The sequence below is a fragment of the Cupriavidus sp. 05N39 genome (assembly GCF_056397325.1).
This window is the reverse complement of the sequence record NZ_JBFTNE010000121.1, coordinates 1-18,666: the sequence shown is the minus strand read 5'-3', so window position 1 is coordinate 18,666 and position 18,666 is coordinate 1. Positions and strand designations below refer to the sequence as shown.

Here is an 18,666-nt window from a genome sequence, read left to right as displayed (position 1 = left end):
GCCCCATCCGGCACGCCTTTTTTGCCTACTTTTTTGGCAAGACAAAAAAGTAGGTCGCCGCCCCGCAGGGGTGGTGAAACTGCCTTTGACTTTAAGCCTTTGACGTTAAGCTTTTGACTTACCCAAAACCAGCCACCACCATGTCCACCCCAGCCTTCGAATCCAAGCTAGTCACCACCAACACCCCCAACGACCTGACCGAAAAGCTAGCCGCCCTCCCACGCCCGCTCGTCTTCACCAACGGCGTCTTCGACATCCTCCACCGCGGCCACGCCACCTACCTCGCGCAAGCCAAAGCCTTCGGCGCGAGCCTGGTTGTGGGCGTCAACAGCGACGCCTCCGTCCGCATGCTCGGCAAAGGCGACGACCGCCCCCTCAATCACGAGTCGGACCGCATGGCGCTGGTCGCCGCGCTGGCATCCGTGGACCTGGTGGTGATGTTCCGCGAGAAAACGCCGGTCGAGCTGATCCGGCTGGTGCGCCCGGACATCTACGTCAAGGGCGGCGACTACGATATCGATACGCTGGAAGAAACGCGGCTGGTGCGCAGCTGGGGCGGGCAAGCCCATGCCATCGCCTTCCTGCACGACCGTTCCACTACCAAGCTGCTGTCCAAGGTTCGCCAGGTGCAGTAATCCGCCAGCGGCGCATCAGGCGCAGCTGAGCATGTCCTGCACGCCGTAGCGCCGGCGCATCTCGTCAAGCCGCGTACGCAGCGCCGCGTCGGCATTGCGCACGCGCAGCCACTGGCGCGTGAGCGGATGCGGCGTGTCGCTCAGCACCGCGGTACGCACGCCGTGCTCGCGCAGGTTGTCCAGGAAATGCTCGGCATGCTCGCGCTCCTGGAACAGGCCCAGCGACACCGTATAGGTTTCGGGCGTCCCCGCGCTGACCACCGACACATCGGTGATGTTGCGCCGGCGCAACTCACCGAGCTTGCGCTGCAGGTTCTCGCGCGTGGACTGCGGCGGCAGGTGAACCCACCAGCGCGCTTGCTCCTGCCGCTCGAACTGCTCCACCCGCCAGGCGCCGGCCGGTGCGCCTGCCAGTTCATCGGCCACGCGCCGCACCAGGTCGCCGTTGAAGCCACCGATCTCCACGCAGGCCATGGTGGACGCGGCGGCATGCGCGGCAGGCTGAAGCGCCGGCGCGGATGCCGGGCTTGCCCGGTCCTCCCGCGCCATCTGGCGGAATCGTTCCGCGCGGGTCTGCTGGGCGGCGCGTCCGGGTTCGCGCGCGCTTTCCATCCAGCCAGCCAGGGGCTGTGGGCCGAAAGCGCCCAGCACGGCCGCCAGCAGCAGCGCATTGACCAGGACCAGCAGGATTAACAGGCTTCGTTGGAGCATGGGGGCGATGCAGGGGAAACGAGAGGCTTGGAGAACAATGGCCGGCGCAGATCAGTCCAGGGCATCGGCCCGGCTCCGCGAGGCCATCACATGCAGGCCGAGCAGCACGAGATTATCGTGCATCTCGAACGGCATCGAGAGGGCGTTCGCCAGCATATGGCGGGCGCCGCCGGACAGCAGGCAGCGTACCGGACCGCGCTCGCCGAGGGCACGCCAGGTGCGCTCCACCGCACCGGCCTGCGCCGCCAGGCAGCCGGCGGCAATGGCGTCCCGGGTGTTGTCGGCCCAGGGTGCGGCCAGCCCGGTGTCGCCGACGCCCAGGGCTGGCAATTGCGCGGTGTTCTGCGCCAGCGCGCCCAGCATCAGGTCCAGGCCGGGCAGGATCAGCCCGCCCTCGAAACGGTCCTGCGCGCTCACCACGTCGAGCGTGGTGGCGGTGCCGGCGGTGACGATCAGCAGCGCACCCTCCGGCCGGTAGCACCGCGCGCCGATGCTGCCGATCCAGCGGTCGACGCCGAGCTGGGCGGGATCGCGGTAGCCGTTGACCAGGCCGCCGAAGCGCGGGCCCGAGCGTACCCAGTTCACACCGGCGCCGGGGCCGAACACGGTGTCCAGCGTGGCTTGCAGGCTGGCGGCGATGGCCGGGCCGGCTACGTTGCTGACCCACACCTGCGGCCGGGCGCCGGCGGGACCGGCCGTCCGCAGCGACGCCCATTGCGCCACCAGCGTGGACAGTGCGTCGTGTGCCACGGCGCCGCCGTGCTGCCACGGCGTGGGCAGCGGCGCCTCGTGCAACACAGCGCCGGACCAGGCGTCTTCGCACCAGGCCCATTTCAGGCGGGTGTTGCCGATATCGATCAGCAGTTGCGGCACGCGCGGCATGCCGGCGGTGGAAAAGCTCATGCGCCCGCTCCCGGGCCTTCGTCCGCCGGGCGTAGCGAGACTTCGCCGCTGGCGATGCGCTCCAGGCCCATCGGCGTTTCAAGCAACAAGTGGCCGTCGCCGTCCACGCCGCGCGCCAGGCCTTCGGCCTGCACGCGGCCGTCGTGCAGCAGGCGCACCGGCTGGTCGCGATACGCGTCGCGGGCCGACCAGCGGGCCGCCATCGGCGCGAATCCCCGCGCCAGGAAATCGTCGCGCATCGTCGCCAGCCGGTTCAGCACGGCGGCCAGCAAGGCGGTGGGATCGCAATCCGGCAGGTATTCGGTCACGCCGGCCAGGCTGCGCCCGAGCGCGGCCTCCATCTGCGCATCGCGTACCAGGTTCAGGCCGATGCCGATCACCGCCCAGACGCGCTGCGGCCCTGCCGGCACCGACTCAATCAGGATGCCGGCCAGCTTGCGGCCGTCGATCTGCAGGTCGTTGGGCCATTTCAGGCCCACGGCGGCGCCGAGCCGCGCATCGCAGTCGGCCAGCGCCTCGGCCAGCGCCAGCCCCACCGCCAGGCTCAGCCCGCTGAGTTGCGACGGCGCCAGCGGCAATGGCATCGCCACCGAGAAGGTCAGCCCGGCCTGGCCCTGCCAGGGACGGCCCTGGCGGCCGCGGCCCGCGGTCTGGCGGTAGGCCAGGCGCAGCGCGCCGGCCTCGGTCCACGGCGCGCTGCGGCAGGCCTGCGTCAGGTCGGCATTGGTCGAGCCGGTCTCGTCGACGACGTCGAGGGTCCAGCCGCTGGCGGCACCCGTGAGCGCGGCGCGCAGGCGGTCGGAGTCGATGCGCCAGGCCGGGGCTGGCGGGGCGGACGGCGGCAAGGATGGGTCTGCGGACATGCGAATCGGCGTTGGACGGCACAAAGGGCACGAAGGGCGCAAAGGGCACAACGTGCGCAAGAAGTACGAGAGGTACGGCTTGCGTCGGTGGAACAGGCCGCGCAGCCGGGACCGCGCGGGGAATCCAGCCCGCATTGTAGCCGCGCGAATCCGCCGCCGAGGCGGTCCGGGCGCCCGCTGACCCTGCGGGTGGCATAGAATCGGGACTTGCCCATCACTTCCACCCATCCTTTGGAAAGCCTTACCACGCCAGCCATCGAAGTGACGCGCGCGGACGGAGCGGCGACGGTGCGATTGCGCGGCGACTGGACCGCGCTGGCGCTCTCGGACTGCCACCACGCGCGCGGCCTGCGCCATGACTTGCATGCGATTGCCACGGATTCGCACTGGTCGCTGGCCGGCCTCGGCCGGCTCGACCACATCGGCGCGCAACTGATGTGGCAGGCCTGGGGCGGCAAGCTGCCCGAGCGCCTTGAGGCCAGCGAGGCCCAGCGGCGGGTGTTCGCGCGCATCGCCGGCCTGCGCCGCGAAAACTGGAAGAAACATATCGTGGACCGGTTCAACCCGGTGACACTGTTCGGCGCCTCGATCCTGTCGATGTTCTCGCAACTCGGCAACGGCGTGACCATGCTGGGCCAGCTGGCCTTCGACCTGCTGCGCCTGGCGCGCGCGCCGCATCGCGGCCCCTGGCGCGAGATCTCGGCCAACATCTACAACGTCGGCTATAAAGCGCTCGGCATTACCGCGCTGGTGGGCTTCCTCATCGGCATCGTGCTGTCGTACCTGTCCGCCAACCAGTTGCGCACCTTCGGCGCCAGCATCTTCATCGTCAACATCCTGGGCATGGCGGTGATCCGCGAACTGGGGCCGGTGCTGGCGGCCATCCTGATCGCCGGCCGCTCGGGCTCGGCCATCACCGCGCAGATCGGCGTGATGCGCGTCACCGAGGAGCTCGACGCCATGCGCGTGATGGGCATCTCGCACGGCTTCCGGCTGATCATGCCGCGTGTGATCGCGCTGGCCATCGCCATGCCGCTGCTGGTGGCGTGGACCGACGTGCTGGCGCTGGCCGGCGGCATGCTGGCGGCCAAATTCCAGCTCGATATCAGCGTGGCCTTCTTCCTGCGCGCGCTGCCCGATGCGGTGCCGGTGGCCAACCTGTGGATGGGGCTGGGCAAGGGCGTGGTGTTCGGCATCCTGATCGCGATCACCGCCTGCCATTTCGGCTTGCGCATCCAGCCCAATACGCGCAGCCTGGGCGAAGGCACCACCGCCTCGGTGGTGACCTCGATCACGGTGGTGATCATTGCCGATGCGATCTTCGCCATCCTGTTCAAGGACATCGGACTATGACAACCGCCACCGCTTCCACGACGCCACAAGCGGCCCGCCCGGCCTCCATGCCCGGCACGGCGCAAGAATCCGGGCGCACTACCGTCATCGAAGTGCGCGACCTCGTCAAGCGCTTTGGCGAGGCGGTCGTGCACGACCACCTGAACCTCGATGTCTATCGTGGCGAAGTGCTGTCCATCGTCGGCGGCTCGGGCAGCGGCAAGACCGTGCTGCTGCGCCAGATCGTCGGGCTGGACCGGCCCACCTCAGGCACCATCCGCGTGTTCGGCGAGGACCTGATGCGGCTCGATGCCGCGCGCCTGCAAGCCCTGCGCAACCGCTGGGGCCTGCAGTTCCAGCGCGGCGCGCTGTTTTCCGCGCTGTCGGTGATCGACAATATCGCGCTGCCGCTGCGCGAACTTCGCACCCTGCCCGACGATCTCATCTGCCAGGCTTCGCTGCTCAAGCTGCAGTTGGTGGGGCTGTCCGCCCGCGACGCGGACAAGATGCCGTCCGACCTGTCCGGCGGCATGATCAAGCGCGTGGCGCTGGCCCGCGCGCTGGCCCTGGAGCCCGAACTGGTGTTCCTGGACGAGCCCACCGCCGGGCTGGATCCGATGGCCTCCGACGACTACGTGGCGCTGATCTGCGAACTGCGCCGCGAACTGGGCCTGACCGTGGTGATGGTGACCCACGACCTCGACACCCTGGTGGCGCTGTCCGACCGCGTCGCCGTGCTGGCGGACCGCAAGGTGCTGGCAGCGCTGCCGATACCCGAACTGGTGCATATCGACCACCCGTTCATCCGCGAGTATTTCCTGGGCGAGCGCGGGCAACGCGCCATGCAGGCCCTGGCGGTGACACCGGCGGGCCCGCAATCTGGAGAAGCATGATGGAAAACAAGTCAAACGCCTTCCTCGCGGGCGTTTTTACGATCGGCCTCGCCATCCTGGTGCTGTTCTCGATCTTCTGGTTCAGCAGCGACCACGCGGTGCGCGTGCCCTACGACCTGATCACCCGCTCCACCGTCAACGGGCTGGGGCCGCAGGCCGACGTCAAGTACCGCGGGCTGGACGTGGGCAAGGTGGTGTCGATCCGCTTCGATCCCGCCGTGCCGGGCCAGATCATCGTGCGCATCAGCGTCAACCAGGACACCCCGATCACCCGCACCACCTATGCCACGCTCGGCTTCCAGGGCGTGACCGGGATCGGCTATGTGCAGCTCGACGACACCACCGCGCAGGAGGGCGGCACGCCATCGCCCCATCTGGCCACCTCCTCCAAGTCGGTGGCGCGCATCACCATGCGGGCCGGCTTCTTCGAAGAGCTGGAAAAGCGCGGCGACAGCTTGCTGACACAGCTCGAAACGATCATGGGCTCGCTCAACGACATGTTCCAGGCCGACAACCGGCGCGAACTGATGGGCGCGATCCGCTCGGTGCGCAAGACCGCCGACGACTACTCTCAGCTGGCCAACTCGCTCGCGCCGGCGGTGCGCCAACTGCCGCAGGTGACCGAAAACCTGAACGCCACGCTGGCCTCGACGCGGCGCCTGACCCAGGAACTGGCCAGCCCGAACGGCACCGTGCTGCGCACCATTGACCGCGTCGGGCACGACCTGCAGGGCGCCGCCGATTCGATCCAGTCGGCCGCCGGTGGCGTCAGCCAGGATACGCTGCCGCAGATCAACGGGCTCGCGCGCGATGCGCGCCAGACCATGCGCAGCATCGACCGCGCCGCCAGCCAGTTCAACGACAGCCCGCGCAGCGTGCTGTTCGGCGGCCCGGCCACCATGCCGGGCCCCGGCGAGCCTGGCTTCCAGGCGCCGTGAGCGGAACAGGTACCGTGATCCCGCGCCCCCAAGCAATCGCCGCGCGCCTGGTCCGCCAGGTGCGCACGGCAAACCCTTCGAGCAATCCGAGCCCCACGGGCAAACCGAGGCAATCCATGATGCGCACCGCCCATCTCCGGCCAGATCGTTCCGGCACCTCCGGCGTTTGCGGCCTGCCGCGCCGGCTTGCCGCCGGCATCGCGCTGGCCGGCCTGCTGCTGGGCGGCTGCGCCCTCACGCCCTCCACGTCCACCATCACCTACGACCTGGGCCCGCCGGCCGGGGCGGCGCCCGGCGCCACGCCCCTGCCCAGGATGCGCGTGGCGCAAACCGACGGCCCCACCTGGATGGACGGCAACTCACTCTTCTATCGCCTGCACTACGCCCAGGCCGAGCGCCTGCAGCCCTATGCCACCCAGCGCTGGGTGATGTCGCCGGTGCGCCTGTTCGACGACCGCCTGCGTGAAGCGGTGGCCTCGCGCGGGGCGCTGACCTGGTTCGGCGATACCGCCACGCCGGCGCTGAAGATCGACATGCTGGAGTTCGAGCAGGTCTTCGACAGCGCCAGCGCCAGCCGCGGCGTGATCCGGGTGCGTGCCAGCGTGTTCCGCAACGGGCTGCGCGGGCAGAAGACCTTCGTGGTGGCGCAGCCCGCGCCCACGGCCGATGGCGCCGGCGGCGTCAAGGCGCTCGCCACGGGCACCGACGCCGCCATCGCGGCGATCCTCGACTGGGTGGCCACGCTACCGCTGCAATAACCCGGTCCCGCATGGCATCGGCACCCGCTCCGCTCACTCCCTTGCCGCCCACGCCCCGCCATTCGCCGCTGGCGCGGGTGGGGCTGCTGTGCTTCACCCTTCTGGTGATCTACGGCAGCCTCTTTCCGTTCACGGGCTGGACCGACAACGGCATCTCACCGCTGGCCTTCCTCACCGCGCCCAAGCCGCGCTACCTGACCGAGTTCGATCTCATCACCAATGTGCTCGGCTATTGCCCCTTCGGCGCGCTGTTGGTGCTGTCCCTGCACCCGCGCGTGTCCGGCGCGCGCGCGACGCTGCTGGCGCTGGTGGCGGGCGCGCTGCTCTCAGGCTGCATGGAAGCGCTGCAAACCTGGCTGCCCAACCGCATCTCGTCCAATATCGACCTGATCACCAATGCGCTGGGCGCCCTGCTGGGCGGCGCCGTGGTGGCGCCCTTCTCGGCCGCGCTGATCGACCGCGGCTCGCTGCGCCAGTTGCGCATGGCCTGGTTCGAGCCACATGCCAGCTTCGCCATCATCCTGCTGCTGCTGTGGCCGTTCGCGCAGATCTTCCCGCAGGAGCACCTGTTCGGCATGGGCGCGATCGTGCGCGAGTGGCTGACCGACCCCGACTCCTGGCCCGTGCAGTGGCTGCAAGGCATGTTCCCGACGCTGCCCGACCTGATCGAAAGCGTAGGCCTGCTGCGGCCCGACGACGTGCAGGGACAGCAGTTGCTGGAATCGCTGGTGACCGCGTGCGGATGGGTCGGCACCGGGCTGTTCGCCTCGGCGGCGATGCGGCGCAATGCCCCGATGCTGCGCATTCTGGCCGGCTTGCTGGCCTGCACGCTGCTGCTCAAGGCGGCCGTGGCGGAACTGCAGTTCCCGGACGACAACGCCTTCAACTGGCTGTCCGAAGGCGGCCGTTTCGCCCTGCTGACGGGCTCGCTGGTGCTGGTATTGCTATTGCGGCTGCCGCGCTGGCTGCGCGGCGCGCTGGCGCTGGCCGCGCTGATGTTGCTGGTGCTGCTGTCCAACCTGCTGCCCGCCAATCCCTATTCCTGGATCTCGGAGCAGGGCTGGCGCCTGGGCCGCTTCATCCACTTCAACAGCCTGGCGCAGTGGCTGGCCTGGATGTGGCCGTTCCTGGCGCTGTTCTACCTGATCTGGCGCTTCGAGCAATTCCAGCTGGACCGCCGCAGCTTGCGGCGCGCACGCCGCAAGCTGCGGCGGCAGGCGGCGGCGAAAAAGGGATAGGCCACCGCCCGGGGCCTGACCGCTTCAGTGCGTCTGGCCGCCCTGCTCGCGGATATCGTCCTGCGTCGACAGCGCGGTAGCCACCGCGCAGCGGATGCCGTCGATCATCGTGGCCAGCGCCAGGCTGGGCTGGCCCGGATGCCGCGCGGCCTGCTCCGGCAGATAAGGAATATGGATGAAGCCGCCACGCACGCCCGCCGGCACGCTTTGCGTCGCCAGCAAGTGCATCAGCCCGTAAAACACGTGATTGCAGACGAAGGTGCCGGCGGTCTGCGAAACCGAGGCCGGCACGCCAGCCGTGCGCATCCGGCGCACGATGGCCTTGATTGGCAGGCTGGAAAAATACGCCGCGGGGCCATCCTCCGCGATGCGGCTATCGACGGGCTGCGCGCCGGCGTTGTCGGCGATGCGCGCATCGTCGACATTGATCGCCACGCGCTCCACCGACATTTCCGGGCGCCCGCCCGCCTGCCCCACCGCGATCACCAGCACGGGCTGCAGCGCATCGAGCAGGTCCGCCATGACGTCGTTGGCGGCGCCAAATACGCAAGGCAACTGGCGCGCGACGATCAAGGCCGCATCGGCGCCATCGGGCGTGCCGCCGATGCGCTCGCCGTCGAGCGCGCGAACGGCCTCCCAGGACGGATTGATAGGTTCGCTTTCGAACGGCTCGAAACCGGTCAGCAGCACGGTACGCATGGCGGGGACTCCCGGCCCGAAGTCCGGTTGCCCGGGCCCCTGGCCAAACTTTCGCGGCTGGACCGCGTTCTTACATCAGGAAATACAGCAGCGCGATATTGGCCACCAGGATCATCAGCGCGGTCGGCACCTGCGCCCGGATCACGGCGTTCTTGTCGTCCAGCTCCAGCAGCGCGGCAGGCACGATGTTGAAGTTGGCCGCCATCGGCGTCATCAGCGTGCCGCAGTAACCGGAGAACATGCCGATAGCCGCCATCACCGCCGGGTTGCCGTGGAACATGTTCACCAGGATGGGCACGCCGATGCCGCCGGTCATCACCGGGAAAGCGGCGAAGCCATTGCCCATGATCACGGTGAACAGCGCCATGCCCACGCAGTACACCACCACGGCCACCAGTTTGTAGTCCATGTTGATGTAAGCCGTGGTCAGGTACGCCACCGCCTTGCCCACACCGGCATCGGCAAACACCAGGCCAAGCATGGCCAGCATCTGCGGCAGCACCAGCGCCCAGCCGAGCGACTCGGTCAGGCGGCGCGACTCGCGCACGCCCTGCACCACAGTATCGCGGGTGAGCCAGCAGGCCGCGGCCAGCGCGACCAGGCAGCCGACGCCCAGCGAGACGAAGGTCACGTTCTTGGGGTCCAGCAGCGGCAGGCCGGCGATCTTCACGTCCTTGAACAGCACGGTGCCGATCACCGTCACCAGCGGAATCAGCAGGGCCGGGATGAACAGCTTGTTGCCAAGGCGCTTGGCCGAGGCGCGGCGCTCTTCTTCCGGCAGCGTGCCGTGCTTGCCGTGGCCAACCCCGCCAAAGCCCGCGATCAGCGCCATCACCACGGCGCCAACGCCGACGACGGCCGGCGGCAGCTTGTCACCGATCAGGAACACCAGCGCATACAGCGCCCAGAACAAACCCGTGCTGAGCCGGCGCGGATGGTCGCGGTCCGCGAAAATCATCAGCGAGGTGATGGCCAGGACCAGGCCGGCGAGCCAGTAGAGGTACTCGATGGAAATGATCATGGCTTACTCCCCGCTCTTGGCCGTAGCCGCCGTACCTGCGGCGGCCGCAGCCTTGCCGCCCACTTCGCGTTCCAGCCACATATCCAGGCGCTTGAGGCGCACGGCATGGATCAGGAAGGCGCAGACCGCGGTCGGGATGCCCCACACGGCGATATGCAGCGGCTCCACATCGATGTTCGACGACAGCAGGAAGGTGTGCATCAGCGCGATCGCGCCGAAGGCCACGAAGATGTCCTCGCCGAAGAACAGGCCGACGTTGTCGGTAGCCGCGCAGAAGGCCAGCACGCGCTGGCGGACCGGCTCGGGCAGCTTGCCGAAACGGGTCTCGGCCGCGCCTTCGGCCATCGGGGCCAGCAGCGGACGCACCATCTGCGGGTGGCCGCCGAGGCTGGTCAGGCCCACCGCCGCGGTGAGCTCGCGCACGCCGAGGTAGACGATCAGCAGGCGCCCGACCGTGGCCGAGGCGATGCGCGAGATCCAGGCTTGCGCGTGCTCGCGCAGCCCGTGCCGCTCGAGCAGGCCGATCACCGCCAGCGGCAACAGGATGATGAGCGGCAGGTTGCGCGTCTTGACGAAGGCGGTGCCGATCGCCGTGAAGATCTGCATGACCGGCATAGGCGCCGCCAGCCCGGTGGCGATGGCGGCAAGCGCCACCACCATCATGGGATTGAAGCGCAGCACGAAGCCGAGGATGATGATGCCGACCCCAACTAAGGGCCAGAGGTTGACTGCCTGTTCCATGAGAGACACCAATAGAGTGTGATGGAGGCGAGTGCCACGCGTCGCGTCATGCTGCTCGACATCGCGCGGGTCACAGTGAATACCGGAAGCCTGGGGGCGCGTCCGTTGCGTTTACCGTGTGGTGTGCCCCTTCAGCCTCCGGCGCGGATTGCGATGCCTTCGGCGCCGAGCCGTTCGCGGATGCGGCGCGCAAAGGCAAGCGCGTGTGCGCCGTCGCCGTGCAGACACACGGTTTCGGCGCGAATCGGTACATAGCTGCCGTCGATGGCGCGCACGCGCTGCTCGCGCACCATCTGCAGGGTCTGGCCAAGCGCCACGTCTTCGTCTTCGTGCAGCGCGCCGGGCGTCCCGCGCTTGACCAGCGAGCCATCCGGGTTGTAGCCGCGGTCGGCAAAGACTTCTTCCTTCACCTTGAGGCCGGCTTCGCGCGCCACCTTCACCATGACACTGCCGGCCAGGCCGAAGAAGACCAGGTCGGAATCGAAGTCGCGCACCGCGCGCACGATGGCGTCGGCCAGCCTGGGATCCCTGGCGGCCTGGTTGTAGAGCGCGCCGTGCGCCTTGACGTGGGCCAGTTGCCCGCCCTGCGAGCGCACCAGCGCGGCCAGCGCGCCGATCTGGTAGAGCGTGTTCGCGTACACCACTTCGGGATCGAGCTGCATCTCGGTGCGGCCAAAGTTCTCGCGGTCCGGATAGCTCGGATGCGCGCCGATGGCGACGCCCTGCTCCAGCGCCCACTTCACGGTCTGCAGCATGGTGGCGGCGTCGCCGGCGTGCCAGCCGCAGGCGACGTTGGCCGAGCTGATCAGTCCCAGCAGTTCGCGGTCGTTGCCGCAGCCTTCGCCGAGGTCGGCGTTCAGGTCGATATGCATTGCGATACTCCTCACCGGTCTTGCGGCTTGTCCTGAGGTTTGGGGGTTGCTGTCATCCGGCGGCGCTCAGGCCACGGCCGCGGCCGCGTGGCTGCGCGTGCGCCGCCGCGAGGCGATCACCATGCCGTCTCCCTGCCATTGCAGTGCCTGGTCCAGTTGCTGCAGGTAGCGATCCAGCTCGGCCTGCGCCGCAGCGGCCTCTTCCAGCGTGACGCGCACGAAGCGCACCGGCGCGCCCAGCGGCACCTGCGCCAGCCGCCACAGGTCGGCGCCGATCACCACGCCGATCTTGGGATAGCCGCCGGTGGTCTGCGCGTCGGCCATCAGCACGATGGGCTGGCCGGCCGGCGGCACCTGCACTACGCCCGGCAGCACGCCGTGCGAGAGCAGGTCGGCGGCACGCTCAGGCTGGCGGGCCAGCGCCGGGCCTTGCAGGCGCAAGCCCATGCGATTGCTGTTGGGCGTGACGATCCAGTCGGACTGCCACAGCGCCTCATGCGCGGCGGCGTCGAAGTCCTCGTATTCGATGCCAGGCAGCATGCGGATCGGCGTGGCGTTGCCGAGCTTCGTCACCGGCAGCGCCCAGGCCGGAGCCTGCACGCCCAGCCAGTCGCTGTCCTCGGCCACGCCGGGCCGGCCGGCATCGAAGCGGTCGCCTTCATGCAGCGCCCGGCCACCCAGGCCGCCAAAGCCGGCCTTGAGATCGGTGCTGCGCGAGTCCATCACCGGCGCCACGGCGATGCCGCCCGCCACGCACAAATAGGTACGGGTGCCACCCTGCGCCGCCGACAGCGTCAGCGTTTCGCCGCGGCGCACGTCGAAGGCATGCCACGACCACACCGGCACGCCGTCCAGGTTGGCCCGGCACTCGGCGCCGGTCAGCGCGACGCGCATGTCGGCGTGGAAGCGCACGGCGGCGCGGCCCAGCGTGAATTCGATGGCGGCATCGCCCGCCGGATTGCCGAGCAGGCGGTTGCCGATGGTGAGCGCGACCGTATCGAGCGCGCCCGCGGTGCCCACGCCGAAGCGGCGAAAGCCGGGGCGGCCGAGGTCCTGGACCGAGGCGAGCGCGCCAGGGCGAATGATCTCGATCATGCGCGGACCCTCCGCACAGTCGCAGCAGCGGGTGCAACGGGTGATGGCATACGGTTCATGGCAGCAGCGCCTCGACGACAAAGCGCACCGTGTCGCCCGGTGCGAACAAGGAAGGCGGATCGCGGTCGGCGACGAAGAGTTCGCTGGTTGTGTGTCCGATCAGTTGCCATCCGCCGGGAGCGGCGGCCGGATAGATGCCGGTCTGCTCGCCGCCGATGCCGACCGAGCCGGCCGGCACCGACAGCCGCGGCTCGCGCCGCCGAGGCGTGGCCAGCGCCGGGTCCATGCCGCCCATATAGGCGAAGCCGGGCTGGAAACCGAGGAAGTAAACGACGTACTCGCCCTCGCTGTGGCGGCGCACCACTTCCTGCGCCGTGAGGCCGGTATGCGCGGCCACCTCGGCCAGGTCGGGGCCGAATTCGCCGCCGTAGCGCACCGGGATCTCGACCAGCCTGCCTGTCGCCGCGCGCGCCTCGCCCGACGCCCAGGCCAGCTTCAGGTTGCGTTCCAGCGCTTCGGGATCGGCATCGCGGTCAAACACCACGGTGAGGTTGTTCATGCCGGGCACCGCGTCGACCACGCCGCGCCACTCGGCCGCGCGCTGGGCCATGGCCCAGATACGTCGCTGTACATCAAGCGAGGCCGGCGGCGGCACGCTGCACAGCAGCGCGCGCTCGGCCAGGCGGTGAACGGAACATCGGGTCATGGGAAGCACCGGCAGGGGGACCTGTCTTGCAGTGTAGGCGCGCGCACCGGACTTGGTCAGGGACGACGCCGGCTGCAATCCGGTCCGTGAGCAGAATCTTTTTTCATCGACAATTTGTCGATAAATTCATGATAACCAAACAATAAGATGCTGGGGCTAGGTGTAGACCCTAGGATTTCCCACGCAAAGTGTTGTGCGTGACGGGCCCTGCGCCCTGTCCTGGTGCGGCCGGCCGATGCGGCGAATGCCTTCGGTGCGGGAGCGCTCGCGAGGGCTCCCGCCATGCGCCGGTCCGGTGCGATCGCGCGGCGCGCGGCCCCGCCCGCGCCGACGGGTGCGATGGAAGAAATTTCAGGGAAAGAGGTCACGCCGTCGCGTGCATGCAACGCCAGCTGCGGCGGCAGCCGCTGCCGCAGGCGAAAAAAACCGGCCGGGTGGATACCGGCCGGTTTTTTTGCAATGAACCAAGGCGCCCGGAGGCGCGCAGGCAGGCTCAGGCGAAGCCGGCCTTATGCGCCTGCTCGTCCGCATGATAGGAGCTGCGCACCATGGCGCCCACGGCGGCATGGGTGAAGCCCATCTTGTATGCCTCGGCCTCGAACATCTTGAAGGTGTCCGGATGCACGTAGCGCATCACCGGCAGGTGGTGGCCCGACGGCGCCAGGTACTGGCCGATAGTCAGCATGTCGATGTCGTGGGCGCGCATGTCGCGCATGACTTCGAGGATTTCCTCGTCGGTCTCGCCCAGACCCACCATCAGGCCGGACTTGGTGGCCACGGTGGGGTTGCGGCGCTTGAATTCCTGCAGCAGCTTGAGCGAGTGCGCGTAGTCGGCGCCCGGGCGCGCCTGCTTGTACAGGCGGGGCACGGTTTCCATATTGTGGTTCATCACGTCCGGCGGGCCGGATTGCAGGATGTCCAGCGCCTTGTCCAGGCGGCCGCGGAAATCCGGCACCAGCACTTCGATGCGGGTGACCGGCGACAGCTCGCGGGTCAGCGTGATGCAATCGACAAAGTGCTGGGCACCGCCGTCGCGCAGGTCGTCGCGGTCGACGCTGGTGATCACCACGTAATTGAGCTTGAGCTGGGCAATGGTGCGTGCCAGGTTGCCCGGCTCGCTGGCGTCCAGCGGATCGGGACGGCCGTGGCCGACGTCGCAGAACGGGCAGCGGCGCGTGCACTTGTCGCCCATGATCATGAAGGTCGCGGTGCCCTTGCCGAAGCATTCGCCGATGTTGGGGCAGCTCGCTTCCTCACATACCGTCACCAGGTTGTTGGCGCGCAGGATGTCCTTGATCTCGTAGAAGCGCGAGCTGCCGGTGGCCGCCTTGACGCGGATCCACTCAGGCTTCTTGAGCTTCTCGGCCGGCACGATCTTGATAGGGATGCGGGCGGTCTTGTCGGCCGACTTCTGCTTGCGGGTCGGGTCGTACTGCTCCGCCTGGGGTTGCGGGGCTTCGCTGGAAGTGGCGATCAGGGCGTCGCTCATAGTGTTCTCCGCACGCGCGGTGCGTGCATATTCGGCTGGATGACTAAGTGGCCAGGGCCGCGGCGGTGTTCCGGTCGGCTGCCAGGGCGCGCTCATGCGCCGCTGCCAGCACTTCGCACAACGCCGCCGCAAGGCGCCGCGCGATATCGGCTTGTTGTGCCGCGGTCACGGGCAGGCGGGACGCGCCAGCCGCATCGGCCACCGGGAAGGTGGCGCCCGCCGTTGCCATGTCGACCGTTTCCAGGCCGGCATAGCCGCAGGGGTTGATGCGCAGGAAGGGCGCGAGGTCCATCTGCACGTTGAGGCTGACGCCGTGATAGCTGCAGCCGTTGCGGATCTTGAGGCCGAGCGCGGCGATCTTGGCGCCCTGGTGCGGACCTTCGCAAAGGTAGATACCAGGCGCGCCGGGCTTGCGTTCGGCTGCGAGATTATACGCCGCGAGCGTGTCCAGCACGGCTTGCTCGATCGCATGGACGAGCTCGCGAACCATGAGGCGGCGCCGGCGCAGATCGAGCAGAAGATAGGCTACGACCTGTCCCGGACCGTGGTAAGTGACTTGTCCTCCACGATCGATCCGCACCACGGGGATCGCCTCGTCCGGGGCCAGCAGGTGCGCGGGATCTCCCGCCTGGCCGAGGGTGTAGACCGGAGGATGCTCGACCAGCCAGATCTGGTCGGGGGTATCGGCGGTGCGTGCGGCGGTAAAGGCACGCATCGCGTCGAAACAGGGCTCGTACTCTTGCCGGCCCTGCTCAATGACTTGTATCGATTGCATCCCGGCAGTTTAACGAAAAGGGGCGGATCTCACAGGATGCCGCCCCTCTCTTGCTCTGTCCGTCTCGTGCTCTTTCACTCCGCGATGGTCCTGCCAGGGTCAGGGTCATCGCGCGAATGCACCAGCCGCAGATGGCCGCGCACGCGGCCGTCTTCGTCAGGAGGCCGTGATCTGGTCCTGGTTAGGCGTCCATTCGGTACCTCGAACCAAACGCCGCGCCATGCGTGCCACCAGGTGCGACAGGTTGACGGCCGGCCGGCGGGCCTCGGCGATCAGGGCCAGGCGTACCGGCTCGGCGGCGCGCGGATCCACGCTGACCGTGATTTCGTCGCCGCTGGCGAGCAGCAGGCTACCGCCGCAACGCAGCCAGTAATCTTCCGAATCGCCTTCGCGGGTCAGCCAGACATCGGTCCCCGTGGCCTCATCCACGCGCAGGCGCTGTTCGGCGTGGATGGAAAGCGAGGTAACTTCGCCCGGGCTCAGGGTGAACAGGGTCGTTGTGAGCAATGTTTTCATGTTGGGCATCCTTCACTGACATCGTCGACACCCTCGCCCGCTTGCCCGGAATGGGCAGCCACCAGTCGCGCCAGCCCTTGTCAGGCTATGCTTTGTACTTGACTGGCACCGGTGCGGGCAGCGCGCCGATGCATTGCATTCTAGTGATTGCCGCGGCCCTTCCAAAACGATATATTTTCCTTGTTCTTGTTAGAGAAACTCACATAAGACGAGGTCAGTGATGGCGCTGAAGGGAGCATGGGAGAGAGATTTGCCACGTGGCTGGCATCGCGAGTTGCCGCGCCTGCCGCCGCTGACCGCGCTGCGCGCCTTCGAGGCGGCTGCCCGCCACGAGAGTTTTTCGCGCGCGGCCACCGAGTTGTTCGTCACCCACGGCGCGGTCAGCCACCAGATCCGCGCGCTGGAGGAGGAACTGGGCCAGGCCCTGTTCGAGCGCAATGGCAAGCGTGTCAGCCTGACGCCCGGCGGCCGGGCCTACGCGGGACGCGTGCGCGAAGCCCTGCTGGAAATCGCCGATGCCACGCGCGCGCTGCAGGCCGGCAACCGCGACAAGCGCCTCACCATCAGCACCATGCCCTCCTTCGCCGCGCGCTGGCTCACGCCGCGCATCGGCAGCTTTATCGAACAGCATCCCGAGCTTGACGTGGAGTTGCTGTCGTCCAACACCCTGGTGGATTTCGCGCGCGAGGAAGTCGATATCGCGCTGCGCATGGGCAGCGGCGACTATCCCGGCCTGTATGTGGAGAAGCTGCTGGACGACGTGTTCTTCCCGGTCTGCAGCCCGGCCTTCAACGGCGGCAAGCTGCCGGCACGGCCGCAGGACATGAAAGGCATGTCGCTGCTGCGCGGCGAGGGCGACCCCTGGAAACCGTGGTTCGAAGCCGCCGGACTGGACTGGCCGGAGCCGCGCAAGGGCCTGCTGCTGGAAGACTCCTCGCTGCTGCTGCAGGCGGCGGCAGCCGGCCAGGGCATTGCGCTGATCCGTTCCTCGCTGGCCTATAACGACCTGCTGTCCGGGCGCGTGGTCCGGCTCTTCGACGTCAGCATTACCTGCCCATGGCTGCTTTACTTCGTCTGCTCGACCAGCATGCTGGAGGCGCCCAAGGTAAAAGCCTTCCGCGCCTGGCTGCTGCCGGAGATGGAAGCGTTCCGCGGCATCCTGGCCCAGTGGGAGGGTTAGTCGTCTTCTTTGGCAGCCGGGGTGGCCGGGGGGTTGGACTCGCCCGCCGCTGGCCCGGGGGCCTTCGGGGCGGCAGCCGGCGCCGGTGCCGAGTGCGCCCTGCCAGCGCGCGGGTGCGCCTTGTCGTAAACCTTGGCCAGGTGCTGGAAATCCAGCGCGGTATAGATCTGGGTGGTGGCCACGCTGGCATGGCCAAGCATTTCCTGCACCGCGCGCAGGTCGCCGGAGGATTGCAGCACATGGGTGGCAAAGGAATGCCGCAACATGTGCGGATGCACGTCCGCGGGCACGCCTGCCCGGATCGCCTGCTGCTTGATGCGCAGTTGCACGGTGCGCACCGGCAGGCGCCTTCCCCGCACGCTGAGGAACAGCGCATGCGCGTCCTCCGGCGCCGCGCCGGTGCGCGACATCTCCGCGCGCACCGCCAGCCACGCGCGCAGGGCTTCCATCGCCTTGCTGCCGACGGGAACGGTGCGGCGGCGCGAGCCCTTGCCGATCACCGTGACTTCGGCGCCGTCCATATCGATCCAGCCGGCGGAGCGGTATTCCCCGTCCTCGGTGTAGCGATGGTCCAGTTGCACCAGTTCCGACACGCGCAGGCCGCTGGAATAGAACAGCTCGTAGACGGCCTGGTCGCGCCGGCCCTCGTTGTGCTCGCCCGCGCTGTGCGAGACCAGCGCCACCGCATGCTCCACCGACAAGGCCTTGGGCAGCCGGTGCCCGGACTTGGGCGCGCGCACGCCGTCGACCGGATTGGCCTCCACCCCAAGGCCATGGCGCGCGGCCCACAGGTAGAAACCGCGCCAGGCCGACAGCGTGCGGGCGATACTGGTGCCGGCCAGGCCGCCGCCATGCAGGCGCGCGGCAAAGCCGCGGATATGGTGGGTCTGCAGCGATAACAGCGCGCAGCCCGGTGCATGGCGCTCGGCATGCGCCTGCAGGACCGACAGGTCGCGGGCGTAGTTGGTCAGGGTGTGGGCAGCCAGCTTGCGGCTGCTGGACAGCCATTCCAGGTAGCGCAGGACCACCGGGGCGGGCACTGGCTTGCCGAGGGGTTCCGCCGGGGCGTCCTGGCGTGACCTGGACCTGGCGGCATCCGATGGCGTCTTGCCTGCGGCGGCCTTCCCGGCCGCCGGCGCCGCTGCCTTGCGCGGCCGCGCGGCCGCGCCACCTGATCTGGGCGGACGGGATGCCGTCATTGCCCGGCCACGGCGATGGGATTGCGGTGCATCGCCCGGTTTCGTCACGCAGCCGGATCACCGCGGCGCCGGCCACTTCGCCGATCTGCGCCAGGTAGGCAG

General features: G+C 68.6%; 21 protein-coding genes. 8 read left to right on the top strand and 13 right to left on the bottom strand.

From position 1 onward, the window contains the following. The first annotated feature begins 140 nt into the window (after positions 1–140). The gene (gene rfaE2, locus AC1DN0_RS35405; RefSeq protein ID WP_441637202.1) at positions 141–635 is read left to right on the top strand and encodes a D-glycero-beta-D-manno-heptose 1-phosphate adenylyltransferase; all 495 of its coding nucleotides are present in this window, start codon (positions 141–143) and stop codon (positions 633–635) included. A gap of 15 nt (positions 636–650) precedes the next feature. On the opposite strand, the gene AC1DN0_RS35400 is transcribed toward rfaE2, so the two are convergent. The 3 genes from AC1DN0_RS35400 to AC1DN0_RS35390 are packed head-to-tail and all read right to left on the bottom strand — an operon-like array spanning position 651 to position 3,112. Next, positions 651–1,346: an SPOR domain-containing protein gene (locus AC1DN0_RS35400; protein ID WP_441637204.1), complete on the bottom strand. Its 696-nt coding sequence runs from the start codon at positions 1,344–1,346 to the stop codon at positions 651–653. 51 nt (positions 1,347–1,397) lie between these two features. After that, entirely contained in the window at positions 1,398–2,249 is an 852-nt protein-coding gene (locus AC1DN0_RS35395) for a type III pantothenate kinase (protein WP_441637206.1), read from the bottom strand. Further along, positions 2,246–3,112, bottom strand: a complete 867-nt coding sequence (locus tag AC1DN0_RS35390) for a biotin--[acetyl-CoA-carboxylase] ligase (RefSeq protein WP_441637208.1) — start codon at positions 3,110–3,112, stop codon at positions 2,246–2,248. The genes AC1DN0_RS35395 and AC1DN0_RS35390 overlap by 4 nt, the downstream gene beginning before the upstream one ends. 231 nt (positions 3,113–3,343) lie before the next feature. Between AC1DN0_RS35390 and AC1DN0_RS35385 the strand changes: the two genes are divergently transcribed. The 5 genes from AC1DN0_RS35385 (at position 3,344) to AC1DN0_RS35365 (ending at position 8,271) form a co-directional block, all read left to right on the top strand. Then, the gene (locus AC1DN0_RS35385; RefSeq protein ID WP_441637215.1) at positions 3,344–4,465 is read left to right on the top strand and encodes an MlaE family ABC transporter permease; all 1,122 of its coding nucleotides are present in this window, start codon (positions 3,344–3,346) and stop codon (positions 4,463–4,465) included. Then, positions 4,462–5,337: an ABC transporter ATP-binding protein gene (locus AC1DN0_RS35380; protein ID WP_441637210.1), complete on the top strand. Its 876-nt coding sequence runs from the start codon at positions 4,462–4,464 to the stop codon at positions 5,335–5,337. Before AC1DN0_RS35385 ends, AC1DN0_RS35380 begins: the two co-directional genes overlap by 4 nt. Beyond that, positions 5,334–6,275: an MlaD family protein gene (locus tag AC1DN0_RS35375; protein ID WP_441637211.1), complete on the top strand. Its 942-nt coding sequence runs from the start codon at positions 5,334–5,336 to the stop codon at positions 6,273–6,275. Before AC1DN0_RS35380 ends, AC1DN0_RS35375 begins: the two co-directional genes overlap by 4 nt. Before the next feature lie 119 nt (positions 6,276–6,394). Further along, positions 6,395–7,033 (top strand): ABC-type transport auxiliary lipoprotein family protein, encoded by a 639-nt coding sequence (locus AC1DN0_RS35370; protein WP_441637217.1) that lies wholly within the window; start codon positions 6,395–6,397, stop codon positions 7,031–7,033. Between the two features lie 11 nt (positions 7,034–7,044). Further along, positions 7,045–8,271: a VanZ family protein gene (locus AC1DN0_RS35365; RefSeq protein WP_477104650.1), complete on the top strand. Its 1,227-nt coding sequence runs from the start codon at positions 7,045–7,047 to the stop codon at positions 8,269–8,271. Between the two features lie 24 nt (positions 8,272–8,295). Here AC1DN0_RS35365 and pcp read toward each other — a convergent pair whose 3' ends face one another. From pcp to AC1DN0_RS35320, 9 genes are all read right to left on the bottom strand, one after another. Next, on the bottom strand, positions 8,296–8,970 hold the full coding sequence (pcp, locus tag AC1DN0_RS35360; RefSeq protein ID WP_441636907.1) for a pyroglutamyl-peptidase I: 675 nt from the start codon (positions 8,968–8,970) through the stop codon (positions 8,296–8,298). A 70-nt stretch (positions 8,971–9,040) separates the two neighbouring features. Further along, a complete protein-coding gene (locus AC1DN0_RS35355) occupies positions 9,041–9,991 on the bottom strand; it encodes a DUF979 domain-containing protein (RefSeq protein ID WP_441636906.1) in 951 nt (316 codons plus the stop codon). Between the two features lie 3 nt (positions 9,992–9,994). Further along, positions 9,995–10,732, bottom strand: a complete 738-nt coding sequence (locus AC1DN0_RS35350; RefSeq protein WP_441636904.1) for a DUF969 domain-containing protein — start codon at positions 10,730–10,732, stop codon at positions 9,995–9,997. A 131-nt stretch (positions 10,733–10,863) separates the two neighbouring features. Then, positions 10,864–11,604, bottom strand: coding sequence for a 5-oxoprolinase subunit PxpA (gene pxpA / locus AC1DN0_RS35345; RefSeq protein WP_035865170.1), 741 nt, complete (start codon positions 11,602–11,604; stop codon positions 10,864–10,866). Between the two features lie 66 nt (positions 11,605–11,670). Continuing rightward, complete coding sequence (locus AC1DN0_RS35340; RefSeq protein ID WP_441636902.1) at positions 11,671–12,699, bottom strand: 5-oxoprolinase subunit C family protein; 1,029 nt, start codon at positions 12,697–12,699, stop codon at positions 11,671–11,673. Positions 12,700–12,754: 55 nt separating this feature from the next. Further along, positions 12,755–13,405: a 5-oxoprolinase subunit PxpB gene (pxpB, locus tag AC1DN0_RS35335; protein ID WP_441636900.1), complete on the bottom strand. Its 651-nt coding sequence runs from the start codon at positions 13,403–13,405 to the stop codon at positions 12,755–12,757. 493 nt (positions 13,406–13,898) lie between these two features. Next, entirely contained in the window at positions 13,899–14,894 is a 996-nt protein-coding gene (lipA, locus tag AC1DN0_RS35330) for a lipoyl synthase (protein ID WP_006161271.1), read from the bottom strand. 43 nt (positions 14,895–14,937) lie between these two features. Then, positions 14,938–15,669, bottom strand: coding sequence for a lipoyl(octanoyl) transferase LipB (gene lipB, locus AC1DN0_RS35325; protein ID WP_441636898.1), 732 nt, complete (start codon positions 15,667–15,669; stop codon positions 14,938–14,940). A 156-nt stretch (positions 15,670–15,825) separates the two neighbouring features. Further along, positions 15,826–16,185 carry a DUF2917 domain-containing protein gene (locus AC1DN0_RS35320; RefSeq protein WP_441636896.1) on the bottom strand — a complete coding sequence of 120 codons (360 nt, stop codon included), beginning with the start codon at positions 16,183–16,185 and terminating at the stop codon, positions 15,826–15,828. Between the two features lie 220 nt (positions 16,186–16,405). On the opposite strand from AC1DN0_RS35320, the gene AC1DN0_RS35315 reads away from it, so the two are divergent. Further along, the gene (locus AC1DN0_RS35315) at positions 16,406–17,365 is read left to right on the top strand and encodes a transcriptional regulator GcvA (protein WP_441636894.1); all 960 of its coding nucleotides are present in this window, start codon (positions 16,406–16,408) and stop codon (positions 17,363–17,365) included. On the opposite strand, the gene AC1DN0_RS35310 is transcribed toward AC1DN0_RS35315, so the two are convergent. Continuing rightward, positions 17,362–18,393, bottom strand: a complete 1,032-nt coding sequence (locus AC1DN0_RS35310) for a tyrosine recombinase XerC (RefSeq protein WP_477146390.1) — start codon at positions 18,391–18,393, stop codon at positions 17,362–17,364. The two genes, AC1DN0_RS35315 and AC1DN0_RS35310, sit on opposite strands and share 4 nt — an antisense overlap. Before the next feature lie 16 nt (positions 18,394–18,409). Between AC1DN0_RS35310 and AC1DN0_RS35305 the strand changes: the two genes are divergently transcribed. Further along, positions 18,410–18,666 (top strand): hypothetical protein (locus AC1DN0_RS35305; protein ID WP_477146389.1); only part of this gene is annotated, 257 nt, incomplete at its 3' end.